At 74.7% G+C, this 20,700-nt stretch carries 15 protein-coding genes; 7 read left to right on the forward strand and 8 right to left on the reverse strand.

Annotated features, from left to right (window positions below):
• Nucleotides 1–44 precede the first annotated feature (44 nt).
• On the forward strand, nucleotides 45–1,343 hold the full coding sequence (locus AB0H37_RS13730) for a serine hydrolase domain-containing protein (protein ID WP_360612763.1): 1,299 nt from the start codon (nucleotides 45–47) through the stop codon (nucleotides 1,341–1,343).
• 13 nt (nucleotides 1,344–1,356) lie between these two features.
• Here the strand turns inward: AB0H37_RS13730 and mtnA are convergent, their stop codons facing one another.
• On the reverse strand, nucleotides 1,357–2,409 hold the full coding sequence (mtnA, locus tag AB0H37_RS13735; RefSeq protein ID WP_360612765.1) for an S-methyl-5-thioribose-1-phosphate isomerase: 1,053 nt from the start codon (nucleotides 2,407–2,409) through the stop codon (nucleotides 1,357–1,359).
• 144 nt (nucleotides 2,410–2,553) lie between these two features.
• Here mtnA and AB0H37_RS13740 point away from each other — a divergent pair, with 144 nt between their 5' ends.
• The 4 genes from AB0H37_RS13740 to AB0H37_RS13755 all read left to right on the forward strand — a co-directional run bounded on the left by AB0H37_RS13740 (nucleotide 2,554) and on the right by AB0H37_RS13755 (nucleotide 10,342).
• Complete coding sequence (locus AB0H37_RS13740; RefSeq protein WP_360612766.1) at nucleotides 2,554–3,384, forward strand: hypothetical protein; 831 nt, start codon at nucleotides 2,554–2,556, stop codon at nucleotides 3,382–3,384.
• Nucleotides 3,381–4,904 (forward strand): DNA polymerase Y family protein, encoded by a 1,524-nt coding sequence (locus AB0H37_RS13745; RefSeq protein ID WP_360612768.1) that lies wholly within the window; start codon nucleotides 3,381–3,383, stop codon nucleotides 4,902–4,904. The genes AB0H37_RS13740 and AB0H37_RS13745 overlap by 4 nt, the downstream gene beginning before the upstream one ends.
• A 33-nt stretch (nucleotides 4,905–4,937) precedes the next feature.
• On the forward strand, nucleotides 4,938–8,207 hold the full coding sequence (locus AB0H37_RS13750; RefSeq protein WP_360612770.1) for an error-prone DNA polymerase: 3,270 nt from the start codon (nucleotides 4,938–4,940) through the stop codon (nucleotides 8,205–8,207).
• A gap of 128 nt (nucleotides 8,208–8,335) precedes the next feature.
• Nucleotides 8,336–10,342 (forward strand): protein kinase, encoded by a 2,007-nt coding sequence (locus AB0H37_RS13755; protein ID WP_360612772.1) that lies wholly within the window; start codon nucleotides 8,336–8,338, stop codon nucleotides 10,340–10,342.
• A gap of 21 nt (nucleotides 10,343–10,363) precedes the next feature.
• Here AB0H37_RS13755 and AB0H37_RS13760 read toward each other — a convergent pair whose 3' ends face one another.
• Nucleotides 10,364–11,290 (reverse strand): Ppx/GppA phosphatase family protein, encoded by a 927-nt coding sequence (locus AB0H37_RS13760; protein ID WP_329088836.1) that lies wholly within the window; start codon nucleotides 11,288–11,290, stop codon nucleotides 10,364–10,366.
• 64 nt (nucleotides 11,291–11,354) lie between these two features.
• Here AB0H37_RS13760 and AB0H37_RS13765 point away from each other — a divergent pair, with 64 nt between their 5' ends.
• Entirely contained in the window at nucleotides 11,355–11,783 is a 429-nt protein-coding gene (locus tag AB0H37_RS13765) for a PH domain-containing protein (protein WP_179835914.1), read from the forward strand.
• A gap of 1 nt (nucleotide 11,784) precedes the next feature.
• Here AB0H37_RS13765 and AB0H37_RS13770 read toward each other — a convergent pair whose 3' ends face one another.
• Nucleotides 11,785–12,690, reverse strand: a complete 906-nt coding sequence (locus AB0H37_RS13770; RefSeq protein WP_360612774.1) for a ribokinase — start codon at nucleotides 12,688–12,690, stop codon at nucleotides 11,785–11,787.
• A 39-nt stretch (nucleotides 12,691–12,729) separates the two neighbouring features.
• Nucleotides 12,730–12,948, reverse strand: coding sequence for a hypothetical protein (locus AB0H37_RS13775; RefSeq protein WP_360612776.1), 219 nt, complete (start codon nucleotides 12,946–12,948; stop codon nucleotides 12,730–12,732).
• Nucleotides 12,949–13,065: 117 nt separating this feature from the next.
• Here AB0H37_RS13775 and AB0H37_RS13780 point away from each other — a divergent pair, with 117 nt between their 5' ends.
• On the forward strand, nucleotides 13,066–13,869 hold the full coding sequence (locus AB0H37_RS13780) for an SAM-dependent methyltransferase (RefSeq protein ID WP_329088830.1): 804 nt from the start codon (nucleotides 13,066–13,068) through the stop codon (nucleotides 13,867–13,869).
• 12 nt (nucleotides 13,870–13,881) lie between these two features.
• Here the strand turns inward: AB0H37_RS13780 and AB0H37_RS13785 are convergent, their stop codons facing one another.
• From AB0H37_RS13785 to AB0H37_RS13800, 4 genes are all read right to left on the reverse strand, one after another.
• Nucleotides 13,882–14,673: an aldo/keto reductase gene (locus AB0H37_RS13785; protein WP_179838851.1), complete on the reverse strand. Its 792-nt coding sequence runs from the start codon at nucleotides 14,671–14,673 to the stop codon at nucleotides 13,882–13,884.
• A 139-nt stretch (nucleotides 14,674–14,812) separates the two neighbouring features.
• Nucleotides 14,813–15,265, reverse strand: a complete 453-nt coding sequence (locus tag AB0H37_RS13790) for a MarR family transcriptional regulator (protein WP_360612779.1) — start codon at nucleotides 15,263–15,265, stop codon at nucleotides 14,813–14,815.
• Nucleotides 15,266–15,360: 95 nt separating this feature from the next.
• Nucleotides 15,361–18,555, reverse strand: a complete 3,195-nt coding sequence (locus AB0H37_RS13795) for a family 78 glycoside hydrolase catalytic domain (protein ID WP_360612781.1) — start codon at nucleotides 18,553–18,555, stop codon at nucleotides 15,361–15,363.
• A 75-nt stretch (nucleotides 18,556–18,630) separates the two neighbouring features.
• The gene (locus AB0H37_RS13800; RefSeq protein WP_360612783.1) at nucleotides 18,631–20,673 is read right to left on the reverse strand and encodes a trehalase family glycosidase; all 2,043 of its coding nucleotides are present in this window, start codon (nucleotides 20,671–20,673) and stop codon (nucleotides 18,631–18,633) included.
• Nucleotides 20,674–20,700: the final 27 nt, after the last annotated feature.

Genomic DNA, 20,700 nt, shown 5'->3' on the forward strand with positions numbered 1-20,700 from the left:
CCCATTTCGATCATGTGGGGCCGGGCGATCTGGAGGGGGACGCGGTGGGGCAGGGGCTCAGTCGGCGGGACTTCGGCAGGCTCATGGGATCCGCGGGGCTCGGCCTCGCGGTGCCCGCGCTCGCGGGCGGCTGCGGGACGCCGTCCCAGCAGGCGGCGACGCGGGCGGGCGCGCGGACGTGGCAGGTCTCCGGGACGGCGGGCGCCGGGCTCGGCGGCTTCGACACGGCCGTGAAGTCGCTGATGCAGGCCCGGAACATCCCGTGCGGAGCGCTCGCCGTCATGCGCAAGGGCAAGCTCGTGCTCGCGCGCGGCTACACCTGGAGCGACGACACCTCGCTCAAGGTCCAGCCGACGTCGCTGTTCCGGCTCGCCAGCCTCAGCAAGGCCGTCACGGCGACGGCGGTCGCCCGGCTCGTCCAGGACGGCCGGCTCAGCCTGTCGGCGCGCGTGACGGACCTCCTGACGCTGACGCCGCCGCCGGGCCAGTCCCCCGACCCGCGCCTCGGCCAGGTGACGGTGCGGCGGCTGCTGCAGCACCTCGGCGGCTGGGACCGCGACATCTCCGGCGACCCGACCTACCGCGACCGCACCACGGCGAAACTGCTGGGCGTGCCGCTGCCGATCGGCCGGGAGCACATGGTGCAGTACGGGACGGGCCTGAAACTCGACCACGACCCCGGCACCACCTTCGCCTACAGCAACTACGGATACCTGCTGCTCGGCCAGATCATCGGCAAGGTCGCGGGGACGGGTTACGAGCAGTACGTCCAGCAGAACGTGCTGGGCCCCATGGGGATCACCCGGATGCGGCCAGGTACGTCCTTGAAGGCCGACCGCGCGCCCGGGGAGGTGCCCTACTTCTCGCAGCGGACCGGACCGTCGGTGTTCGACGAGGCCGGGACGACCCTCCCGGCCCCCTACGGCACGTTCAACGTGGAGAACCGCACCCCGATGGGCGGCTGGCTCGCGTCCGCCGTCGACTACGTGCGCTTCACCCAGATCCACGACGGCGGGACGAGCGTCCTGAACTCCTCCTCGATCGCCTCGATCTTCGCCAAGCCGGAGACGGGCCTGAACTCGGGCGGGTCCTACTACGGCTTCGGCTGGTACGTGCGCGACGTGACGGGAGGCCGGAACACCTGGCACTCCGGTGCCCTCGACGGGACCAGCACGATCGTGACGCGCCGCTACGACGGCGTGACCTGGGCGCTGCTGTTCGACCAGCGCGACGACCCGTCCGGGCTCACCTACGACTACGACGACTTCAGCGCCCCGCTGCACAAGGTCGCGAACGCGGTGACGACCTGGCCGGCCACGAACCTGTTCGGCACGTACTTCTGACCGCCCGCCCGCGCTAGTACCGGCCCCGGCCGGATCCGGCGGCGGCCCGCCGGGCGGGCGTCGCGCCCGCCGCGACCTCCAGCACGCCCGTCTCGGTGACCAGCGCGGTCACGAGGCGGGCGGGCGTGACGTCGAACGCGGGGTTGAACGCGCCCACCCGGTCCGGGGCGGTCCGCGCGCCGCCCCAGGCCAGGATCTCCCCGGCGTCGCGCTCCTCGATCGGCACGCCCGCGCCGTCGGGGAGCGCGAGGTCGACCGTGCTCCACGGCGCGGCGACCACCAGCGGGATCCCGGCCTCCCGGCAGGCCAGCGCCACGCCGACCGAGCCGATCTTGTTGGCGGTGTCGCCGTTGGCGGCGATCCGGTCGGCGCCGATGACCGCGACGTCCACCAGGCCGCGCAGGACGGTGCTCGGCGCGGCCCCGTCCGCCTGCACCAGGCAGGGGATGCCGGCCTGGTCGAGCTCCCACGCGGTGAGCCGCGCGCCCTGCAGGAGGGGGCGGGTCTCGTCCGCGTAGACGAGCTCGACGCGTCCCCTGCCGTGCAGTTCCCGGACGACGCCGAGGGCCGTCCCCCAGCCGGCGGTGGCGAGCGAGCCGGCGTTGCAGTGCGTCAGGACGCGCAGGGGCCGGTCCCCGACCCGGGCGAGGATCCAGTCGGCGCCGAAGGCCCCGATGGCCCGGTTCCCGCGCACGTCCTCGTCCAGCAGGGCCTGGGCCTCGGCCGCCACCGCGTCGGCGCCCAGCGGAACGAACGGCAGGACCCGGTCCACCCCGGCGGCCAGGTTCACCGCCGTCGGGCGGGCCTCCCGGACGCGGGCGATCGCGGCGTCGCGTCCTGCGCCGTCCCAGCCCTCGCGCGCGGCCTGGCGGACCGCGATGGCGACGCCGAACGCGCCCGCCACGCCCAGCGCGGGGGCGCCCCGCACCACCAGCCGCCGGATCGCGTCCACGAGCGCGTCGACGTCCTGAACCGCGAGGAACTCCACCCGGTGGGGCAGGACGGTCTGGTCCAGCAGCCGCAGGGCGTCGCCCGTCCATTCGATGGTCGGCGCATCGATCGTCATGTCTCCATGATGCACAAAAATGTCGTGAAGCCCGCCCCTATCGGGCTTTCGGCCCTGCCGGCTCCGCCGTGTGACCTGCGACAACTTGACACAGTCGAACTTATGTTCGAGATTTGTGCGGGAGGCGGCGAGAGGAGGGCGAGCGTGCCGGAGGCGGCCCTGCGGGATCTTGCGGCGGCGCTGGAGGACGCCGGACCGGCGGCGCTCAAGGGCGCCGGAGCGGCGGTGTCCGGGGGCGCCGGAGCGGCGGCGCCGCACGCGACGGTGCCGGTGCTGCCCGCGCTGCGGACCGTGGTCCCCGCCGGCGGGCTGCGTCCCGGCTCGGTCGTCGGGCTTGACGGTCCCGGCGCCGCCTCCCTCGGCGTCGCGCTCGCCGCGGGCGTGTCCCGGCACGGCGGCGAGGACGGCGCCGGCGGCTGGTGCGCCGTCGTCGGCCTGCCCGGCTTCGGCGTGGCCGCCGCGGCGGGCATGGGCGCCGCGCCCGAGCGGCTGCTGCTCGTCGACGAGCCCGGCGACCGCTGGCCGGACGTGGTCGCCGCCCTGGCCGAGGCCGTCGAGCTGGTCCTGCTGTGCCCGCCGGAGCGGCCCGGCGCCGCCGCGGTGCGCCGGCTGACGGCGCTGGCCCGCAAGCACGGCTGCGTCCTCACGCTGACCGGCGCGTTCGCCCGCGACTGGCCCGGCACCCGGCTCCGCCTCCGCGTGGAGGACCCGGTCTGGGAGGGCCTGGCCGAGGGGCACGGCCGGCTCACCGGCCGCCGCGTCCAGGTCGTCGCCGAGGGGCGCGACGCCCCCGGTTCCGGTCGCCGCGCGGCCCTCTGGCTCCCCGCGGCCGACGGCACCGTCCGGCCGGTGGAGACCGCGCGGCCGCCGCTGGAGCTGGTGCCCGGCTCCGTGGCCGCCGGCGCGCCCGTCCACCCGCGGCCGTCCGGCCCCCCGCCGCTCGTGCGGGTGCCGGCCGAGGAGGGGATCGCGTGACCAGGGTCCTCGTGGCGTGGTGCCCGGACTGGCCGGTCACCGCGGTCGGGATCGACGCGGCGGCACCGGGCGCCGTGGTCGTGCAGGGGCGGGTGGCGGCCTGCTCGGCGGCGGCGCGCGCCGAGGGGGTGCGGCGCGGGCAGCGGCTCCGCGACGCCCAGCGGCGGTGTCCCGAGCTGGTGGTGCGCGAACGCGACACCGACGCGGAGGGACGGCGCTTCGAGGCGGTCGCGCAGGCGGTCGCGGAGCTGACGCCGCGCGTGGAGGTGGTGCGGCCGGGGCTCTGCGCGATCCCGGCGCGCGGCCCCGCCCGGTTCTACGGGGGCGAGGACGCGCTGCGCGTCCTGGTGCAGGACACGGTCGTCGAGGCCGGCCACGACTGCGGGTCGGGCGTCGCGGACGGGCTGTTCGCGGCCGAGCTGGCGGCGCGTGCCGGGCAGGGCGGCGTCGTGGTGCCCGAGGGCGGCGCGGCGGCGTTCCTCGCGCCGTACCCGCTGTCGGTGCTCGACCGGCCGGAGCTGGCCGACCTGCTGCGACGGCTCGGCGTCAATACCCTCGGCGCCTTCGCGGCACTGCCGTCCGGGCACGTCGCGGGCCGGTTCGGCACGGACGGGGCGCTCGCGCACCGGCTGGCGCGGGGCGAGGAACCGCGCCCGCTCGCACCGGTCCGCGCCGCCGCCGACCTGTCGGTGCGCGGCGGCTTCGACCCGCCCGCCGAGCAGGCGGAGCGGGTCGTGTTCGCGGCGAAGAGGCTCGCGGGCGAGCTGCACGAGGGCCTCGCGGCGGGCGGGCTGGCGTGCGTCCGGCTGGAGGTCGCGGTCGGGTTCGCCGACGGGCACGTCCTGCGGCGGCTGTGGCGGCACGACGGGCTGTCGGCGCTGGCCGTCGCCGAGCGGGTGCGGTGGCAGCTGTCGGCCCACCGGCCGGCCGGGCAGGACGGGGGCGGCGAGGACGGCTGGGGCGGCGTGACGTGGGTCGAGCTGGCGCCCGACCAGCTCGTCCCCGACCTCGGACGCCAGGAGGGGCTCTGGGGGCGCACCACCGTCACCGACCGCATCGCGCGGGCGGCCGACCGGATCCAGGCGCTGCTCGGCCACCACGGGATCGCGCGGCCCGTGCTGGTGGGCGGGCGCGGGCCGGGTGAGCGGGTCGTCCGCGTCCCGGTCGGCGACCTGGCCCCCGCCGAGCCGCGCGAGGGGCCGTGGCCCGGGAGCGTCTCCGGGCCCGCGCCCGCGGTCGTCCCGGCGGCGCCGGCTCCCGCCGAGCTGGCCGACGCGTCCGGCGCGGCGGTCGTGGTGTCGGCGCGGTGCGAGGTGTCCGCGCCGCCCGCGACGCTCTCCGTGCGCGGGCGTCCCGCCGCCGTGACCGGCTGGACCGGCCCGTGGCCGGCGGACGAGCGCTGGTGGGACCCGGCCGCCGCGCGCCGCCGCGCCCGGTTCCAGGTCACCACCGACGACGGCGCCGCCTACCTGCTCGCCGTCGAGGGCGGGCGCTGGCACGTCGAGGCGGTTTATGACTGAGCGGCCGTCCATGACCCATGGGCACCTCGGCTGATGGGATGGCACAATCCGCCGATCCCGTGGCGGGAGTTCGAGGAGCGGCTGTCGTGGCGGCCCGGCGAGCGGGCGCCCGAGCCGCCGCCGGAGCCGGCCGGCGCGCCCCGCCGCGCCGAGGCGGAGGTGCCGTGGGCGGAGCTGCACGTCCACTCCTCGTTCAGCTTCCTGGACGGTGCGAGCGACCCCGGGTCGCTGGTCGCCGAGGCGGCGCGGCTCGGCGTGCGGGCGATGGCGGTCACCGACCACGACGGGATGTACGGGGCCGTGCAGTTCGCGCAGGCCGCGCGCGAGGCCGGGATCGGCACGGTGTTCGGCGCGGAGCTGGGCCTCGGCCTGCCCGGGCCGCGGACCGGCGAGCCCGACCCCGCGGGCCGGCACCTGCTGGTCCTCGCCCGGGGCGCCCCCGGGTACGCGCGGCTCTGCTCGGCGATCACGTCCGCGCAGCTCGCGGGCGGGCGCAAGGGCCGTCCCGTGTACGACGCGGAGGCGCTGGCCGGTGCGCACGGCGGCCACTGGGCCGTCCTCACCGGCTGCCGGAAGGGCCCGGTCCCGGCCGCGCTGGAGGCGGGCGGCCCGGACGCGGCGGAACGGGAGCTGCGCGAGCTGGTCGGCGCCTACGGCCGCGAGAACGTGTTCGTCGAGCTGGTCGACCACGACCAGCCCGACGACGACCTGCGCAACGACGCCCTGTTCGAGCTGGCGCGCCGGGCCCGGGTGGACGTGGTGGCGTCCAACAACGTGCACTTCGCCGCCCCCGGCGCCGACGCGCGGCTCGCGCAGGCCATGGCCGCCGTCCGGGCCCGGCGCGGCCTGGACGACATGGTCGGCTGGCTTCCCGCGAGCGGCACCGCGCACCTGCGCGGCGGCGCGGAGATGGCGAGACGGCTGGCCCGGTTCCCCGGAGTACGCGAGCGGACGGTCGCGCTGGCGGACGAGTGCCGCTTCGACTTCGACGTGGTCGCGCCCCGGCTGCCCGACTGGCCCGTCCCCGACGGGCACGACGAGGCGAGCTGGCTGCGGCTCCTGGTGAAGGAGGGCGCGCTCCAGCGGTACGGGCCGCCCGAGCGGGAGCGGATCTCCGGCGCCTACGAGCAGATCGCCCGGGAGCTGGACGTCATCGAGCAGCTCCGCTTCCCCGGCTACTTCCTGATCGTGCACGACATCGTGGAGTTCTGCCGGAGCAGGGGGATCCTGTGCCAGGGGCGGGGGTCGGCGGCCAACTCGGCGGTCTGCTACGCGCTCGGCATCACCGGGGTCGACGCCGTCCGGCACGGCCTGCTGTTCGAGCGGTTCCTGTCGCCCGGGCGGGACGGCCCGCCCGACATCGATCTGGACATCGAGCACCGGCGCCGCGAGGAGGCCATCCAGTACGTCTACGAGAAGTACGGGCGGGAGCGGACGGCGCAGGTCGCGAACGTCATCAGCTACCGCCCGCGCATGGCCGTCCGGGACGCGGCACGCGCCCTCGGCTTCTCCCCCGGCCAGCAGGACGCGTGGTCGAAGAGCATCGACCCGCGCGACCCGGTCGGGACGGAGACCGGCATCCCGGCGCCGGTGAGGGAACTGGCGGAGCGGATGCTGGCGCTCCCCCGCCACCTCGGCATCCACTCCGGCGGCATGATCATCGCGGACCGGCCCGTCGGGGAGATCTGCCCGATCGAGTGGGCGGCGATGCCGGGCCGCAGCGTCCTGCAGTGGGACAAGGACGACTGCGCGGCGGCCGGCCTGGTCAAGTTCGACCTCCTCGGCCTCGGGATGCTCGCGGCGCTGCACGACTGCTTCGACCTGGTGGCCGAGCACCACGGGCGCCGGCACGACCTCCAGTCGATCCCCCCGGACGACCCGGAGGTCTACGACATGCTGTGCGACGCCGACACGGTCGGGGTGTTCCAGGTCGAGTCGCGGGCGCAGATGGCGACGCTGCCCCGCCTCAAGCCCCGCGAGTTCTACGACCTGGTGGTGGAGGTGGCGCTGATCAGGCCGGGGCCGATCCAGGGCGGGTCCGTGCACCCCTACCTGCGGCGCCGCAAGGGCCAGGAGCCCGCCGAGTGCCCGCACCCGCTGATGGAGCCGGCCCTGTCCCGGACGCTCGGCGTGCCGCTGTTCCAGGAGCAGATGATGCAGCTCGCCGTCGACTGCGCGGGCTTCACTCCGGCCGAGTCCGACCAGCTCCGGCAGGCGATGGGCGCCAAGCGCGCCCCCGAGCGCGTCGAGCGGCTGAGGCGGCGGCTGCTCGACGGGATGGCCGAGCGCGGCATCCCGGCCCCCATCGCGGAGAGCGTGTACGAGAAGATCCTCGGCTTCACCGGGTTCGGGTTCCCCGAGTCGCACGCGCAGAGCTTCGCCCATCTGGTGTACGCGAGCGCCTGGCTGAAGCGCCACCACCCCGCCGCGTTCACCGCGGCCCTGGTGCGCAACCAGCCGATGGGGTTCTACAGCCCACAGAGCTTGCTCGCCGACGCCCGGCGGCACGGTGTCGTGGTCCGGGGCGTGGACATCAACGCCAGCGGCGTCCATCCCACTCTGGAGGAGCCCGTCGAGGTCGGCTCCGGCCACCCCCACGCGCCCGCCGCGCCGCAGCCGGCGATACGGCTGGGGCTGTCGGGCATCCGCAACCTGGGTGACGACACCGCCGAGGCCATCGCGGCGGGACGCCCCTACACGAGCATGGAGGACCTCGCCCGCCGCGTGCCGCTGTCGGCCGGTGCCCTGGAGGCGCTCGCCACCGCGGGCGCGTTCGACCGGTTCGGCCTGTCGCGGCGCGAGGCGCTCTGGGCGGCGGGCGCGCTGGCGGGTTCCGGACCGGGGCGGATCGAGGGCGTCACACCGGGCGCGTCCGCTCCCGCCCTCCCCGCCATGACGCCGATCGAGGAGACCCTCGCCGACCTGTGGGCGACCGGCGTCTCCCACACCCATCCGGTCGCGCACGTCCGGGAGGCGCTGGACGAGCTGGGCGCGCTGCCGTCCGCGCGGCTCGCGGGGACGCCGGGCGAGACCAACGTCGTCGTCGCCGGGCTCGTCACCCACCGGCAGCGCCCGCCGACGGCCGGCGGCATCGTGTTCATGACCCTGGAGGACGAGACCGGCATCATCAACGTGGTGTGCCCGCCGCAGGTGTTCCAGCGGCACCGCGGCCTCGCCGTCGACTCGCAGGCGCTGCTGGTCAGCGGCCGCCTGGAGCGCGTGGACGGGGTCGTGAACGTGCGTGCGACCCGGCTGCGACGCCTGCCGGTCCCCGGCCGCGTCCGGGCCCGGAACTTCCACTGAGACGAGATCGGACGGCCCCCGCTAGAACCTCACCGCCTCCTCTGTCATCGTATGGAGGCGTTGGGGCCGCGTGCCGCCGTGGGGCGGTCGCCAAGACGTGGCTCCGTGGGGGCGGAAGGTGAGACTCCATGGACGCGACCTCCCTGGGTGAGCTGCGGCCGGACGACCCCAGCCGGATCGGCCCGTACCGGATCGAGGCCAGGATCGGCGAGGGCGGGATGGGCGCCGTCTACCTCGGCCGCGACGCCGACGGGCGGGCCGTGGCGGTGAAGGTGGTGCGGGCCGAACTGGCGGGCGACAAGACGTTCCTCGCGCGGTTCCACGACGAGGCCGCCAACGCCCAGCGCGTCGCGTCGTTCTGCACGGCGCAGGTCCTGGAGCACGGCGAGGACCTCGGGCTCGCCTACATGGTGACCGAGTACATCGACGGGCCGTCGCTGCTCCAGCACGTCAGCGCGAACGGGGCGCTGTCGCCGGGGATGCTGCACGGCGTCGCGGTCGGCGTGGCGGCCGCGCTCGTCGCCATCCACAGCGCGGGCCTGGTGCACCGCGACCTGAAGCCGAGCAACGTGCTGCTGTCGATCTCCGGGCCGCGCGTGATCGACTTCGGGATCGCCCGCGCGCTGGACATGGCCTCCTCCCACACCCGGACCGGGCAGGTCGTCGGCACGCCCGGCTGGATCGCGCCCGAGCAGATCACCACGCAGCAGGTCACCCCGGCCGTGGACGTGTTCGCCTGGGGCTGCCTGGTGGCGTTCGCCGCCAGCGGGCGCAACCCGTTCGGGCAGGGCTCCTTCCAGATCATGGCGGCCCGCGCCGTGCACGCCGACCCCGAGGTCGGCGACCTGCCTCCGTCGCTGGCCGGGCTCGTCCAGGCGTCGCTGCGCAAGGACCCCGCGCAGCGCCCGAGCGCCCGGGACCTGCTCCTGGCGCTGGTCGGCGGATCCGGCGAGGCCGCCGTGACGACCGAGCTGGGCGAGATGTGGACCTCCCCGCCCGCGGGGACCCCGGTGGTCCCGCCCGCCGCCGGCCCGTCGGCCACGTCCCAGGACGTCCCGGCGCCGGTCCCGGTCCCGCAGCCCCGGCCCGAGCCGCGGACCGAGCCCCGGACCGAACCCGTGTACGAGCGCCGTACCGACCCGCCCACCGCGCGGGAGTTCACGGCGCCCCCGGCCAGGGGCCGGGGCCCGTCGCGGCGCAGTGTGTTCGCCGCGTCGACCGCTGCGGGGGTGCTGGTCGCGGGGATCGTCGCGGGCGCCGTCTACTACACCGGCCGGGAGTCCGGCGGCGCGCGGAACGCGTCGGCGGGCTCGGCGGCGTTCCCGACCACGCCGATGTTCGTCCGGATCGACACCGCGCCCGGGTGGCCGACGTCGTGCAACGCCGACATCGGCGTCTACCGGCCCGGCGACGCGTCCGCGAAGACGCTGGTGGGCGGGCCGAGCTGCGACGTCCTCCCCGAGCGGTCACCGGACGGCAAGCGCGTGGCGTTCACCAGAATGGGCGACAGGAGCGCCGAGGCCTGGGTGGTGAACGCCGACGGGTCCGGCGCCCGGAAGGTGACCGGCATCGTGCGCGGCACCCGCGTGACGTGGTCGCCCGACGGCGCCCGCCTGGCCTACATGGGCGAGAGGAACGGCGTCCGGCAGATCTTCGCCGTCGCCGTGGGAGGCGGCCCGGCCACCCAGCTGACCACGGACGGCTCGCTCAAGGACGACCCGATGTGGTCGTCGACGGGCAGGCTCGTGTTCTGGAGCAAGCGCGACGCCGACGTGGAGCAGATGTACAGCATGGACGCGGACCGGCCGGGCGGCGCCTGGACGCGGCTGAGCAAGGACGGTGTGCGCGCGGTCGACCCGGAATGGTCCCCCGACGGGTCCAAGGTCGCCTTCGTGCGGGGCCCGGCCACCAAGAGCAACATCTGGATCATGAATGCCGACGGTTCCGGCGCGCACGCGCTGACGTCCGGGACCGCGCGCGACATGGACCCGGCGTGGTCGGACGGCGGCCGCTGGCTCGCCTACGTGCGCGGCGCGGTCACCGACCCGGTGATCCGGGCCGTCCGCGCGGACGGCACCGGCGACCGCGCCGTCACGCCCGAGGGCGGGGTGCTCGGCCACCCGAACTGGTCGTGAGGCCGGTCCCGGTCCCCGCGCTCAGCCGGTGATCATGTCGAGGCGGCGCAGGATGACGCCCTCGCGCAGCGCCCACGGGCAGATCTCCAGCTCCGGCAGCTCGAACAGGTCCATCGCCGCGTCGGCGACGATCGCGCCGGCGAGCAGCTGGGGGGCGCGCCGCTCGGACACGCCGGGCAGCTCGGCGCGCTCGGCGGAGGGCATCGCGGCGAGCTTGTCGGTCCAGTCGGTGAGGGCCTCGCCGGCCAGGACGCGCCGCTGGTAGGGGCCGTCGGCCGTCGGGGCGGCGCCGCCGATCCGGGCGAGCTGCTTGAACGTCTTGGACGTGGCGACCGCGTGGTCGGCGGCCCCGTACCGGGCGACGTCCGCGACCCGCCGCGCGATCTCCGCGCGGACGTGCCGGCGCACGTTGCGGACCTCCTCGGCGGGCGGCGGGTCGGCGGTGAACCAGTCGCGGGTGAGGCGCCCGGCGCCGAGCGGCAGGGAGAACGCCGCGTCCGGCTCCTCGTCGATGCCGGAGGCGACCTCCAGCGAGCCGCCGCCGATGTCCACCACCAGCAGCCGTCCCGAGGACCAGCCGAACCAGCGCCGGACGGCGAGGAACGTCAGCCGCGCCTCCTCCTCGCCGGACAGCGCCCGGATGTCGATCCGCTTGTCCTCGCGGATGCGCGCCAGCACGTCCTCGCCGTTGGAGGCCTCCCGGACGGCGGAGGTGGCGAACGCGACCAGGTCCTCCACGCCCTTGTCCTCGGCGATCTGCAGCGCCTCGTCGACGAAGTCGCGCAGCAGCGTCTCGCCCTCTTCGGAGAGCCGCTCCGCGTCCAGATGGTCGGCGAGCCTCAGGTCGGCCTTGTGGGAGTACGCGGGAAGGGGCCGCGCGCCCTGATGAGCGTCCACCACCAGGAGATGCACCGTGTTCGAACCCACGTCCAGCACACCGAGTCGCATGGCCCGACGCTATCGGACCGATCCATGGCGCGGGCAGGCCCCGGCTGCGGCTAGGGTCGGCGGCATGGAGCCGGGTCAGGAGCGGCGGTGGCGCGTACCGCCAGGTCATGTGGTGGTCAAGTGCGCCGCCGCGGCGGCCGTCACGGCGCTGCTCGTGCTGTACGCCCACGACCCCCAGTTCCGGTTCCTGGCGGGCGCGGCGGCGATCGGCCTGAACGTGCTCGCGCTGCGCGACCTGATCGCCCCGGTCCGGCTCGCCGCCGACGGCGACGGCCTCACCGTCGTGACCGGCTACGCCCGGCGCCACCGCCTGCGCTGGGACGAGGTGGTCTGCATCCGGGTGGACGAGCGGCGCCGGCTCCTGCTGCACACGCGGATCCTGGAGATCGAGACCGCCGACGACCTGTACCTGCTCAGCGCGTTCGACCTGGGCGCGGACGTCCACGACGCCGCCGACGAGCTGTACCGGCTGCGCGCCCGCACCGACCGGTGACCTAGAAGGCGGGCAGGTCGTCCGGCGTGGGGAACGAGCTCTGCGCACCGGGGCGGCGGACGGCGGCCGCGCCGGCGCGGGTGGCGTACCGGGCCGCGTCCCGCAGGGAGTCGCCGCGGGCGAGGCGCAGGCACAGCGCGGCGGTGAAGGCGTCCCCGGCGCCCGTGGTGTCGACCGCCTCCGACCGCGGGGACGGAAGGGCGGTCGTGCCCCGCCCGTCGGCGACGACGACGCCGTCGGCGCCGACCGTGACCGCCACCGAGCGGGGCCCGGACCCGGCGAGCGCCGCCGCCATCCGCCCGGGGTCGCCGTCCCCGCCGAGCAGGAAGGCGGCCTCGTGCTCGTTGACGACGAGGGGGTCGCAGAGGGCGAGCAGCTCGTCCGGGACGGGCGCGGACGGCGAGAGGTTGAGCACGACCCGGCGGCCCGCCCGGGCGGCGACGCCGGCGGCGGCCTCCACCGCGGGCAGCGGCACCTCCATCTGGAACGACACGACCGGGGCGCTCTCTATCAGCGCGCGGGCCGCCTCGACGTCGGCGGGGCCGAGCCTGGCGTTGGCGCCCGGCGAGACGATGATGCTGTTGTCGCCGTCCGGGCCGACCGTGATCAGCGCGACGCCGGTCGGGACGCCCGGCGTGGCCGCCAGGTGCGCGAGGTCCACGCCGTCGGCGGCCAGGGCGTCGCGCAGCAGGGCTCCGTGCCCGTCGTCGCCGACCCGGCCGACGATCGCGGCCCGGCCGCCGAGCCGCGCCGCGGCGACCGCCTGGTTGGCGCCCTTGCCGCCCGGGTGCGTGGCCAGGTCGGATCCGAGCACGGTCTCCCCCGGCGCGGGCCGCCGCTCCACGCCCACCACGAGGTCGGCGTTGAGCGATCCCACCACGGCGACGTCACACCTGCGCTGTCCCACCAGTAACCGACTACACGCGCGAGGGCGTCCGCGCAACCGCTAGCCCGAGCGCAGCTCCGCCAGGTCGACGACCTCGGCGAGATCCTCGACCGACGGGTAGTAGCCGCTGCCGACGGGCACGCCGTCCCGCGTCACCAGCAGCGCCGTGGCCCCCCGCACGCCGGCGAATTCGGCCCACGCCCGGTGCGCGCCTGTCAGCCGCACCGCCGTCACCCGCAGGCCGCCGGGCCCCGTCCAGCTCCCCCGATCCTCCCCCATGCACGGAACGTTACGCTCAGTCGCACACAGTCACGATCTTGGGGGTCCGGCGGCGGCGACCGGCCGGAGTGCCGCGTTCGTGTTGCCGCGCGGGGGCGGTTGTCCGATCATGACCCGGTGACCGACTTCTCGGACGGCGCCTCCGCCGGTCTCGACACGTCCTCGCCCAACGTGGCGCGGATGTACGACTACTGGCTCGGCGGCAAGGACAACTTCGCCGCCGACCGGGAGGCCGCCGAGCGCGTGGTGAAGATCTCCGAGGGGCGCGTCGTGCGGGGCGTCCGGCTCAACCGCGCCTTCCTCGGCGGCGCGGTGCGGGACGCCGCCGAAGCCGGCCTTCGGCAGTTCCTGGATCTCGGGTCGGGACTGCCGACGCGGGAGAACGTGCACGAGGCCGCGACGCGGGCCCGCCCGGACGCGCGGGTCGTCCATGTCGACAACGATCCGGTCGTCTGCGCGCACGGCCGCGCCCTGCTCGCCGACGCGGGGAACGTCGGGTTCGCCGAGGCCGACCTGCGGCGGCCGGACGACGTCCTCGGCCATCCGGTCGTCGCCCGCCTGCTCGACTTCTCCGAACCGGTGGCGCTGCTCCTGGTGTCGGTGCTGCATTTCGTGGACGACGCGGAGGACCCGCACGCGCTCGTCGCCCGCTACCGGGACGCGCTGGCGCCCGGCAGCCGGCTGATCCTTTCGCACCTGGCCTCGGACGCCTTCCCCGAGCGGATGGCAGAGGCCGAGCGCGTCTACGAGGGCGCCAGCGCGCGGCTCGGCGCCCGTCCCCGCGCCCGGATCCTGGAGTTCTTCGACGGGTTCGACCTGCTGCACCCGGGGCTCACCGGGCCGCGCGAATGGCTGGACGGGGGCGTCAGAACCGACGGAGAGCGGTTCGCCGGGCTCGTCGGCGTCGGAGAGCTGCGCTGATCCTGGAGCCGGCTAGTCCGTCTCGAGCGTCGCCGGGTCGGGCCCGAACCGGATGCCCTTGTCCATCTCGCCGAGCGTCTTCAGGTCGTCCGGCGTCAACTCGAAGCCGAAGACGTCGATGTTCTCGGCGATCCGGGACGGCGTCGCCGACTTCGGGATGACCACGTTCCCGATCTGCAGGTGCCAGCGGAGCACGACCTGCGCGGGGGTGCGGCCGTGGGCCCGGGCGATGCGGTCGAGCGCGGGGTCGTCCAGCAGCCCGTGCCCCTGCCCGAGCGGCGCCCACGCCTCGGTGCGGATGCCGTGGTCCCGGTGGAAGGCGCGCATTCCGTCCTGCTGGAAGTACGGGTGCAGCTCGATCTGGTTGACGGCGGGGACGACGTCGGCCTCGTCGATGACGCGCCGCAGCGTCGGCACGGTGAAGTTGGAGACGCCGATCGACCGGACCCGCCCGTCGTGCTTCAGCCGCTCCAGCGCCCGCCAGGTCTCCAGGTACAGGTCGCGGCCCGGCATCGGCCAGTGGATCAGGTAGAGGTCGAGGTACTCCAGGCCGAGGCGGCGCAGGCTCGCGTCGTAGGCGCGCATCGCGTCGTCGTAGCCCTGCTCGCTGTTCCAGACCTTGCTGGTGACGAACAGCTCCTCGCGCGGCAGTTCCGAGGCGCGCAGCGCGCGCCCCACGCCTTCCTCGTTGCCATAGGCGCTGGCGGTGTCGATGCTGCGGTAGCCGTTCCGCAGGGCGATCGTCACGGCGCTCTCGGCCTCGTCGTCGCCCACCTGGAAGACCCCGAAGCCGAGTTGCGGCATCGCGGTCCCGTCGATGAGATCCACGTTCGGTACGGTCACGGTGTCCCTCCTTCCTCGACTGTGTGCCGTGCGCTCTCCTGCCCGGAGACGTGCCGCCAAACATGGCCGGGCCGATCGCGCGCCCGGCCCGCGCGCGGGGCTAGGCGCCCCGGTTCCAGTCGCTCTGGGACCGGGCGACCTCGACGAGCGCGTCCTTGAAGACGCCGAAGCGCTCGTCGCCGAGGGCCCGCCGATGGCGGTCCTCGATGCCGGAGAGGATCGCGCGGGCCTTGGTGATCTCGTCGCGGCCGCGCTCGGTGGGCACGACCCGCTTGGCGCGGCGGTCGCCCGGATCGGGTTCTCGGCGGACGTACCCGAGCTCCACCAGCTCGTCCACGATCGTGCCGACGATCTGCTTGTGCTGCCCCGAGCGGGCCGACAGCTCGGTCGCGCGCACGCCCTCCGGTTCGAGGAAGGCCAGGACGGTGCCGTGGCGCGGCCGGACGTCGGGGTGCCCCTCCTTCGCGAGCCGGCGGAACAGCTCCTCCTGGAGCGCCCGCGTCAGCCGACCCGCCAGCATGCCCAGGTCGGGCTCCCCTCGCCCGGCGTCCATGCGTTCCCTCCGATGCACTACGGTCAAGACCTTTGACTGTCAATAACCGTGACTGTAGCGCACCGGAGGCGGACGCGAACCGGCTCATCCGGCCGTCAGGACACGCTCCCCTCGAAGGTCCAGTCGCCCGAGCCGACCTCGAAGACGGCGCGGCCGTTCTGGACGCCGATCCACGTGGCCTCCTTCGGCGCCTTCGGCCTCGCGGATCCGCCGAGGAGCGGGTACTCCACGCGGGCCCGCGTGCTCGGCGGGACGGTGACGTCCATGCGGAGCTGCTTGCCGGTGCGGCGCCACGAGGACGCGGCGTGCCCGCGCGGCGTCTCGTAGGTCGCGGCGGCGCGGGTGACGTCCCCGACGACCGCCGGCCGGACGAGGAGCGTCGCGAACCCGATCGAGTCGTCGGTCTGGCCGAGCCCCGCGAGGCCGGCGTGGAACCATTCGTCGATCGCGCCGAGCATGAAGTGGTTCTGCGAGGCGCCCGAGGTGGGCCCGTCCCAGTTCTCGGTCAGCGAGGTCGCGCCGTGCACGACCTGGTAGCCGTAGCTGGGGTTGCCGGTCTGGGTCGCGACCGCGTGGATGACGTCGTCGCGCCCGGCGGCGGACAGCACGTGGAACACCGACGGCAGCGCGATCTCGCCGACCGTCAGGTGGTAGCCCTTCGCCTCGATGCTCTTCACCAGGTGGGCGAGGACGGCCTCCCTCCTGCCCGCCGGGACGACGCCCATGTCGAGGGCGAGGGCGTCGCACGCCTGGCTGCCGGACCCGTAGGTGTCGCCGGTGGCGTACTTCGCGTCGAACGCCGAGCCGATCTCCCCCGCGAGCGTCTCGTAACGCGCGGCGTCGGCGCCCTTTCCGACGACCTTGGCGATCCGTGCGAGGGCGGTGACGGCGCGGTGGTACCCGAAGGTGGCGGTCACCCCCTTCGGGGTGCTGTCGTCGAAGGTGATCCAGTCGCCGAGGCCGTAGTCGAGCAGGTGCCCCTCCGCCTTCGCGGACAGGTAGTCCACGTAGCGGACCATGTTCGGGTAGTAGGTGCGCAGCGTCGCCTCGTCGCCGTACGCGCGGTACATCTGCCAGGGCGCGAACACGATGACGTTGCCCCAGTTGGGGTCGTCCCTGAACCCGCCGGAGAACACCGTGAACTCGGGCGCGATGTCGGGGACGAGGCCGTCCCCGGTCTGGGCCTCGGCTATGTCGCGGACGAGTTCGCCGTAGTAGGCGGTGACGTCGTAGTTGCGGGCGACGGCGGGGAACACCAGGTTGGCCTGCTCCAGCCAGCCGAGCTTCTCGCGGTGCGGGCAGTCGGTGAGGACGGAGTACATGTTGCTCTGCACGGCCCGGTCGATGATCTTGTGGATGTCGTTGAGGAGGCCGTGCGAGCTGGTGAACGAGCCCGCCCTGGCGTTGCCCGCGCGCAGGACGATCCCGGTGACCGTGCCGTCGTCCGGCTCCCCCGGCAGCCCTTCGAGCTGCAGGTAGCGGAAGCCGTGGTAGCAGAACCGGGGATGCCACGTCTCGGTGCCGTCGCCGGAGAGGGTGTAGGTGTCCCAGATGGGCGAGCCGGTGGTGTGCTGGCTGACGGTCCCGTCGGCGTTGAGGAGCTCGCCGGGGCGCATCGTCACCTTCGTCCCGGCCGGGCCGCTGACGCTGAGCCGCGGCCAGCCCGCGAAGTTGGTGCCGAGGTCGACGACGTGGACGCCGTCCTTCGGGCTCGTGATCTTCTTGGTGCGCAGGGTGCCGACGGGGACGATCGCCGGCGCCATGCGGGCGGCGAGCCGGGCGGTGGGCGCGGCGACGCGCACCGCGGCCGTCCAGTCCCGCCGGGTACGGCGCGCGTCGTGGTCCTCGCCGCCGTACCAGTTGGTGAAGGTGGTCGCGCCGAGGGCCGTGCGCCAGGACGCGTCGGACGCCACGACCTCGCGCGACCCGTCGGTGTAGGTGATCTCCAGCTGGCCCAGGAACGCCGGTTTGCCGTCCGACCGGGTCAGCTTCTCGTAGCGGCCGGGCGTCGGCGGCACGTGCGCCATGCCGGTGCCCAGTTCCACCTCGACCGTGTTGCCGCCCCGGTGGAGCAGGCCGGTCACGTCGTAGGTGGTGTAGACGATCCGTTCCTTGTACTTGCTGTAGGGCGGTTCGAGGACGGCGTCGCTCACGGGCCGCCCGTTCACGGTGACGTCCAGGACGCCCAGCGCCGTGGCGTAGAGGCGGGCCGCGCGGACGCGCCTGCCGATCGTGAACTCGCGCCTGAAGACGGGCAGGGCCTCGGGCTGCCGGCGCAGCGGCGGCGGCGCCTGCTGTCCCTCGACCGTGGCGGCCGTGTCGAACGCCGTGCCGTCGCTGGAGGTCTGGACGGTGAAGTCCTCCGGGAAGTTGGGGGTCCTGCCGTCGTCGGTCGTCTCGTCGGTGCGCGGGTAGAGCAGGACCCGGTCGAACCGCTGCTCCCTGCCGAGGTCGATCTGGACCCAGATGGGCGCGTCGAGGGCCTGGTCCTTGCGCTCCAGGCTCGTGTAGCCGAAGGGCGCGGCGTCGCTGGTGAGGTTGCCGTCCGTGACGGCCCTCGGCTCCCACTGGCCACCGACGGTGTAGCTCTCCGACGCGGTGACCGGCGCCTTCGCCGCCAGGTTCGGGCCGGACGCCCCGTCGAGCACCTGGACCTCGGCGAGCTGGAGCCGCGACACCTTGTAGGGCCAGCCCTCCTTGAGCGGCAGCCCCAGCCGGGTCACGTCCAGCCGGACGTACCGGGCGGTGCGGGCGGCGAACGCGACCGTCGCGGGCGCGGGCTCCGGGTCGGCCGACCACACCGCGTTCCCGATCCACCCGGCCGTCCAGTCGGCGGGGGCGAGCAGGCCCATCTCGAAGTGGGACGGCTCGCTCCACGCGGACGCGCGGCCCTGCCCGTCCCACACCCGGACCTGCCATGAGGCCCGCTGCCGGGACTTCAGCGCGCGTCCCGCGTACACGGTCGAGACGGCGCCCCCGGCGACCTTGCCCGAGTCCCACAGGTCGGGGCGGGCGAGGCGGGCGTCCGCGCTCGCCACCCGCACCTGGTAGGCCGTCTGGACGGCGTCGCGCGGCCCGGCGGCGAAACGCCAGCCGAGCGTCGGCGCCGTGTCGTCGATGCCGAGCGGCGACGGCAGATGGTCGACCCGCAGGTCGATGGGGCGCAGCGCCCAGTGCGGGGCGGCCGCGGGCGCCGCGAGGGCGGGCGCCGCGACCGCGCCGCTCGCCGTGACCGCCGCGGCGGCGACACCGCCGGCCTGGACGAACCTTCTGCGCGACAACTCGTTCATGCTGGGCTCCTCAGGGGTGGGTGGAGCGGAGGGTGAAGTGAGCGGGACGGACGGGGGCGGCAGGAGAGGTGGCGGTCAAGCGCGGTCGCTCTGCAGTCGGTGCGAGCCGCGCAGGCCCTCGATGTACACGTACTCGCCGTCGGTGTGGACGCCCTTGGCGCGTGCGCGGGTGCCGTCCCAGACGAGGCGTCCGTCGACGCGGACCTCGATCCGGGCGCCGAACGTCGGCACGCCGGCGCGGCCGACGGTGGTTCCCGGAGCCTTCAGGTGCGCGGTGTACGTCCCGCCGGCGACCTTCCAGGAGGCGTCGACCGCGCCGACCGGCGTGGTGATGCGGCCTTGCGCGAACGTGAGGTCGGCCGGGTGCGGGACGAAGTCGAACGACCGTCCGCCCGTGCCGGTGGGGTTCAGGCCGAGCACGGAGAACGTGAGAGCCGGTGTCGGGCCCGTCGCCCAGGCGTGCGCGAGGCTGACGTAGGAACTGCAGAAGACGCACCCGTCCCCCGGGTTGCGGAACGACTCCCAGAAGGTGCTGCCGGTCCCCTCCGGGTGGTTCAGCATGTAGCCCCACTGGCGTCGGATGATGTCCACGCCGGCCTGGTCGGCGGCCTGGCCGCCGGCGGCGAAGTGGGCGTTCACCTCCATGGATCCGGAGAAGACGCCGGGGTTGCCCTTGTTCTCGGGGGCGGTCGAGGTGATCTCGTTCCAGTTGCCCTTGAGGGACTCGCTGATGCGGCGCGCCTGCCGCCGGTCCGCGAGGCCGTACCAGACGGCGAGGGAGTTGTCCGCCTGCGGGTGGATCGTCGAGTTCGGATAGAACTTGTACGCGCCGGCGGCCTCGTCCCAGAAGTTCGCGTTGATGGCGGTGCGGAGCGCGGCGGCCCGCTCGGCGTAGGACGCGGCCAGGGAGTCGTCTCCCTGCGCCTTGGCGAGCTGCGAGCCGGTGTCGAGGACGCGCCACATCAGCACGTTCGCGATGAGGTTCTCGCCCTTGGCCAGGATCCGGACGGAGTCGGACGTCCCGGTGATGGACACCAGGCCCTTGTCGTCCATCTTCCGGGTGATGAAGTCGACGCCCTTCCGGTACCGGTCCCAGACGCCGGACACCCAGCCCGTGTCGCCGGTGTAGCGGTAGTAGTCCCAGCTCGCGGCGAGCGTCCACAGGTGGTAGGTGTCCGAGCCCCACTTGTCCAGCTCGGGCCCGGCGTAGGGCAGCTCGCCGGTGTCGCGCTGGTGCTGGTAGACGGTGGTGAGCGCGTTGCGGGCGGACTCGGTGTCGTTGAACGCCGCGTAGGCGCTCGGGATCTCGATGCCGAGGTCGCCGGGCCAGACCGTCCGGTCGCGCTTGGCGCCGTCCACGAGGATGGTGTCGCCGACGCCGATGTCGCCGGTGCTGTCCCACAGCGCCGCCGGGGGCTCCCAGACCCGGCCCGTCTTCGGGGAGATCGTGTTGAGCTGGACGGTGTAGGCGCCCGCGTACCAGATGCGGTTGAGCAGCTCGTCGCTCGAATAGAAGTAGTTCGCGTACTTCGACGGGTCCTTCATCGTCGGCGCGGGCGTGAAGTACAGCGACACCTTGTCCAGGTCGACCCGGCCGCCGGAGGACAGGAAGATCGTCAGGTAGCGGAAGCCGCCCCGGAGCAGTTCGGGGGGCGTGGTGTAGGACGTGGCGCCGTCGACGTCCACGGAGACGGCGCCGTCGCGGCTGCGGGGGCCTCCGGTCGAGGCGTCACTCGTCGTGTCCACGTAGGTGGACGACTCGGAGAACGCGACGCCGACCTTCTGCGGGCCGTCCGACCCTGCGAAGTGCAGCGTGGTGAGTCCGCTGACCTCCTTGCCGAAGTCGAGCGTGACGGACGATCCGGCCCCGGCCAGGGTGGTCGTGCCGCCCTTCAGGACGGCGCCCGGGTCCGCCACGGTGCCGCTGGACCTGAAGACCGACACCGGGTGGAGCGTCCGTGACGAAGGGGAGAAGTTGTAGCGCTGCCACGGGGTCGCGTCGCGGCCCGGCTCGGCGTAGGCGGTGCCGAGCGGGGCCGCCTGGGCGGCGGTGAGGGCGGACAGTCCGAGAGCGACGGCGACTACGCCGCGGCGGCGCCTGGATACGCTGGTGTGCATGGGTTCCTCGCGATTCCGGTCTTGACG

Source organism: Actinomadura sp. NPDC023710 (genome assembly GCF_040639875.1).
GTDB classification, from domain to species: Bacteria; Actinomycetota; Actinomycetes; order Streptosporangiales; family Streptosporangiaceae; genus Spirillospora; species Spirillospora citrea.

Excerpts from the sequence above, each read along its gene's own strand:
- AB0H37_RS13790 (WP_360612779.1), bottom strand. The coding sequence starts at position 15,265 with ATGGACGCCGGGCGAGGGGAGCCCGACCTGGGCATGCTGGCGGGTCGG.
- AB0H37_RS13800 (WP_360612783.1), bottom strand. The coding sequence starts at position 20,673 with ATGCACACCAGCGTATCCAGGCGCCGCCGCGGCGTAGTCGCCGTCGCT.
- AB0H37_RS13750 (WP_360612770.1), top strand. The coding sequence starts at position 4,938 with ATGGGATGGCACAATCCGCCGATCCCGTGGCGGGAGTTCGAGGAGCGG.
- mtnA (WP_360612765.1), bottom strand. The coding sequence starts at position 2,409 with ATGACGATCGATGCGCCGACCATCGAATGGACGGGCGACGCCCTGCGG.
- AB0H37_RS13760 (WP_329088836.1), bottom strand. The coding sequence starts at position 11,290 with ATGCGACTCGGTGTGCTGGACGTGGGTTCGAACACGGTGCATCTCCTG.
- AB0H37_RS13775 (WP_360612776.1), bottom strand. The coding sequence starts at position 12,948 with ATGGGGGAGGATCGGGGGAGCTGGACGGGGCCCGGCGGCCTGCGGGTG.
- AB0H37_RS13785 (WP_179838851.1), bottom strand. The coding sequence starts at position 14,673 with ATGCCGCAACTCGGCTTCGGGGTCTTCCAGGTGGGCGACGACGAGGCC.
- AB0H37_RS13765 (WP_179835914.1), top strand. The coding sequence starts at position 11,355 with ATGGAGCCGGGTCAGGAGCGGCGGTGGCGCGTACCGCCAGGTCATGTG.
- AB0H37_RS13795 (WP_360612781.1), bottom strand. The coding sequence starts at position 18,555 with ATGAACGAGTTGTCGCGCAGAAGGTTCGTCCAGGCCGGCGGTGTCGCC.
- AB0H37_RS13755 (WP_360612772.1), top strand. The coding sequence starts at position 8,336 with ATGGACGCGACCTCCCTGGGTGAGCTGCGGCCGGACGACCCCAGCCGG.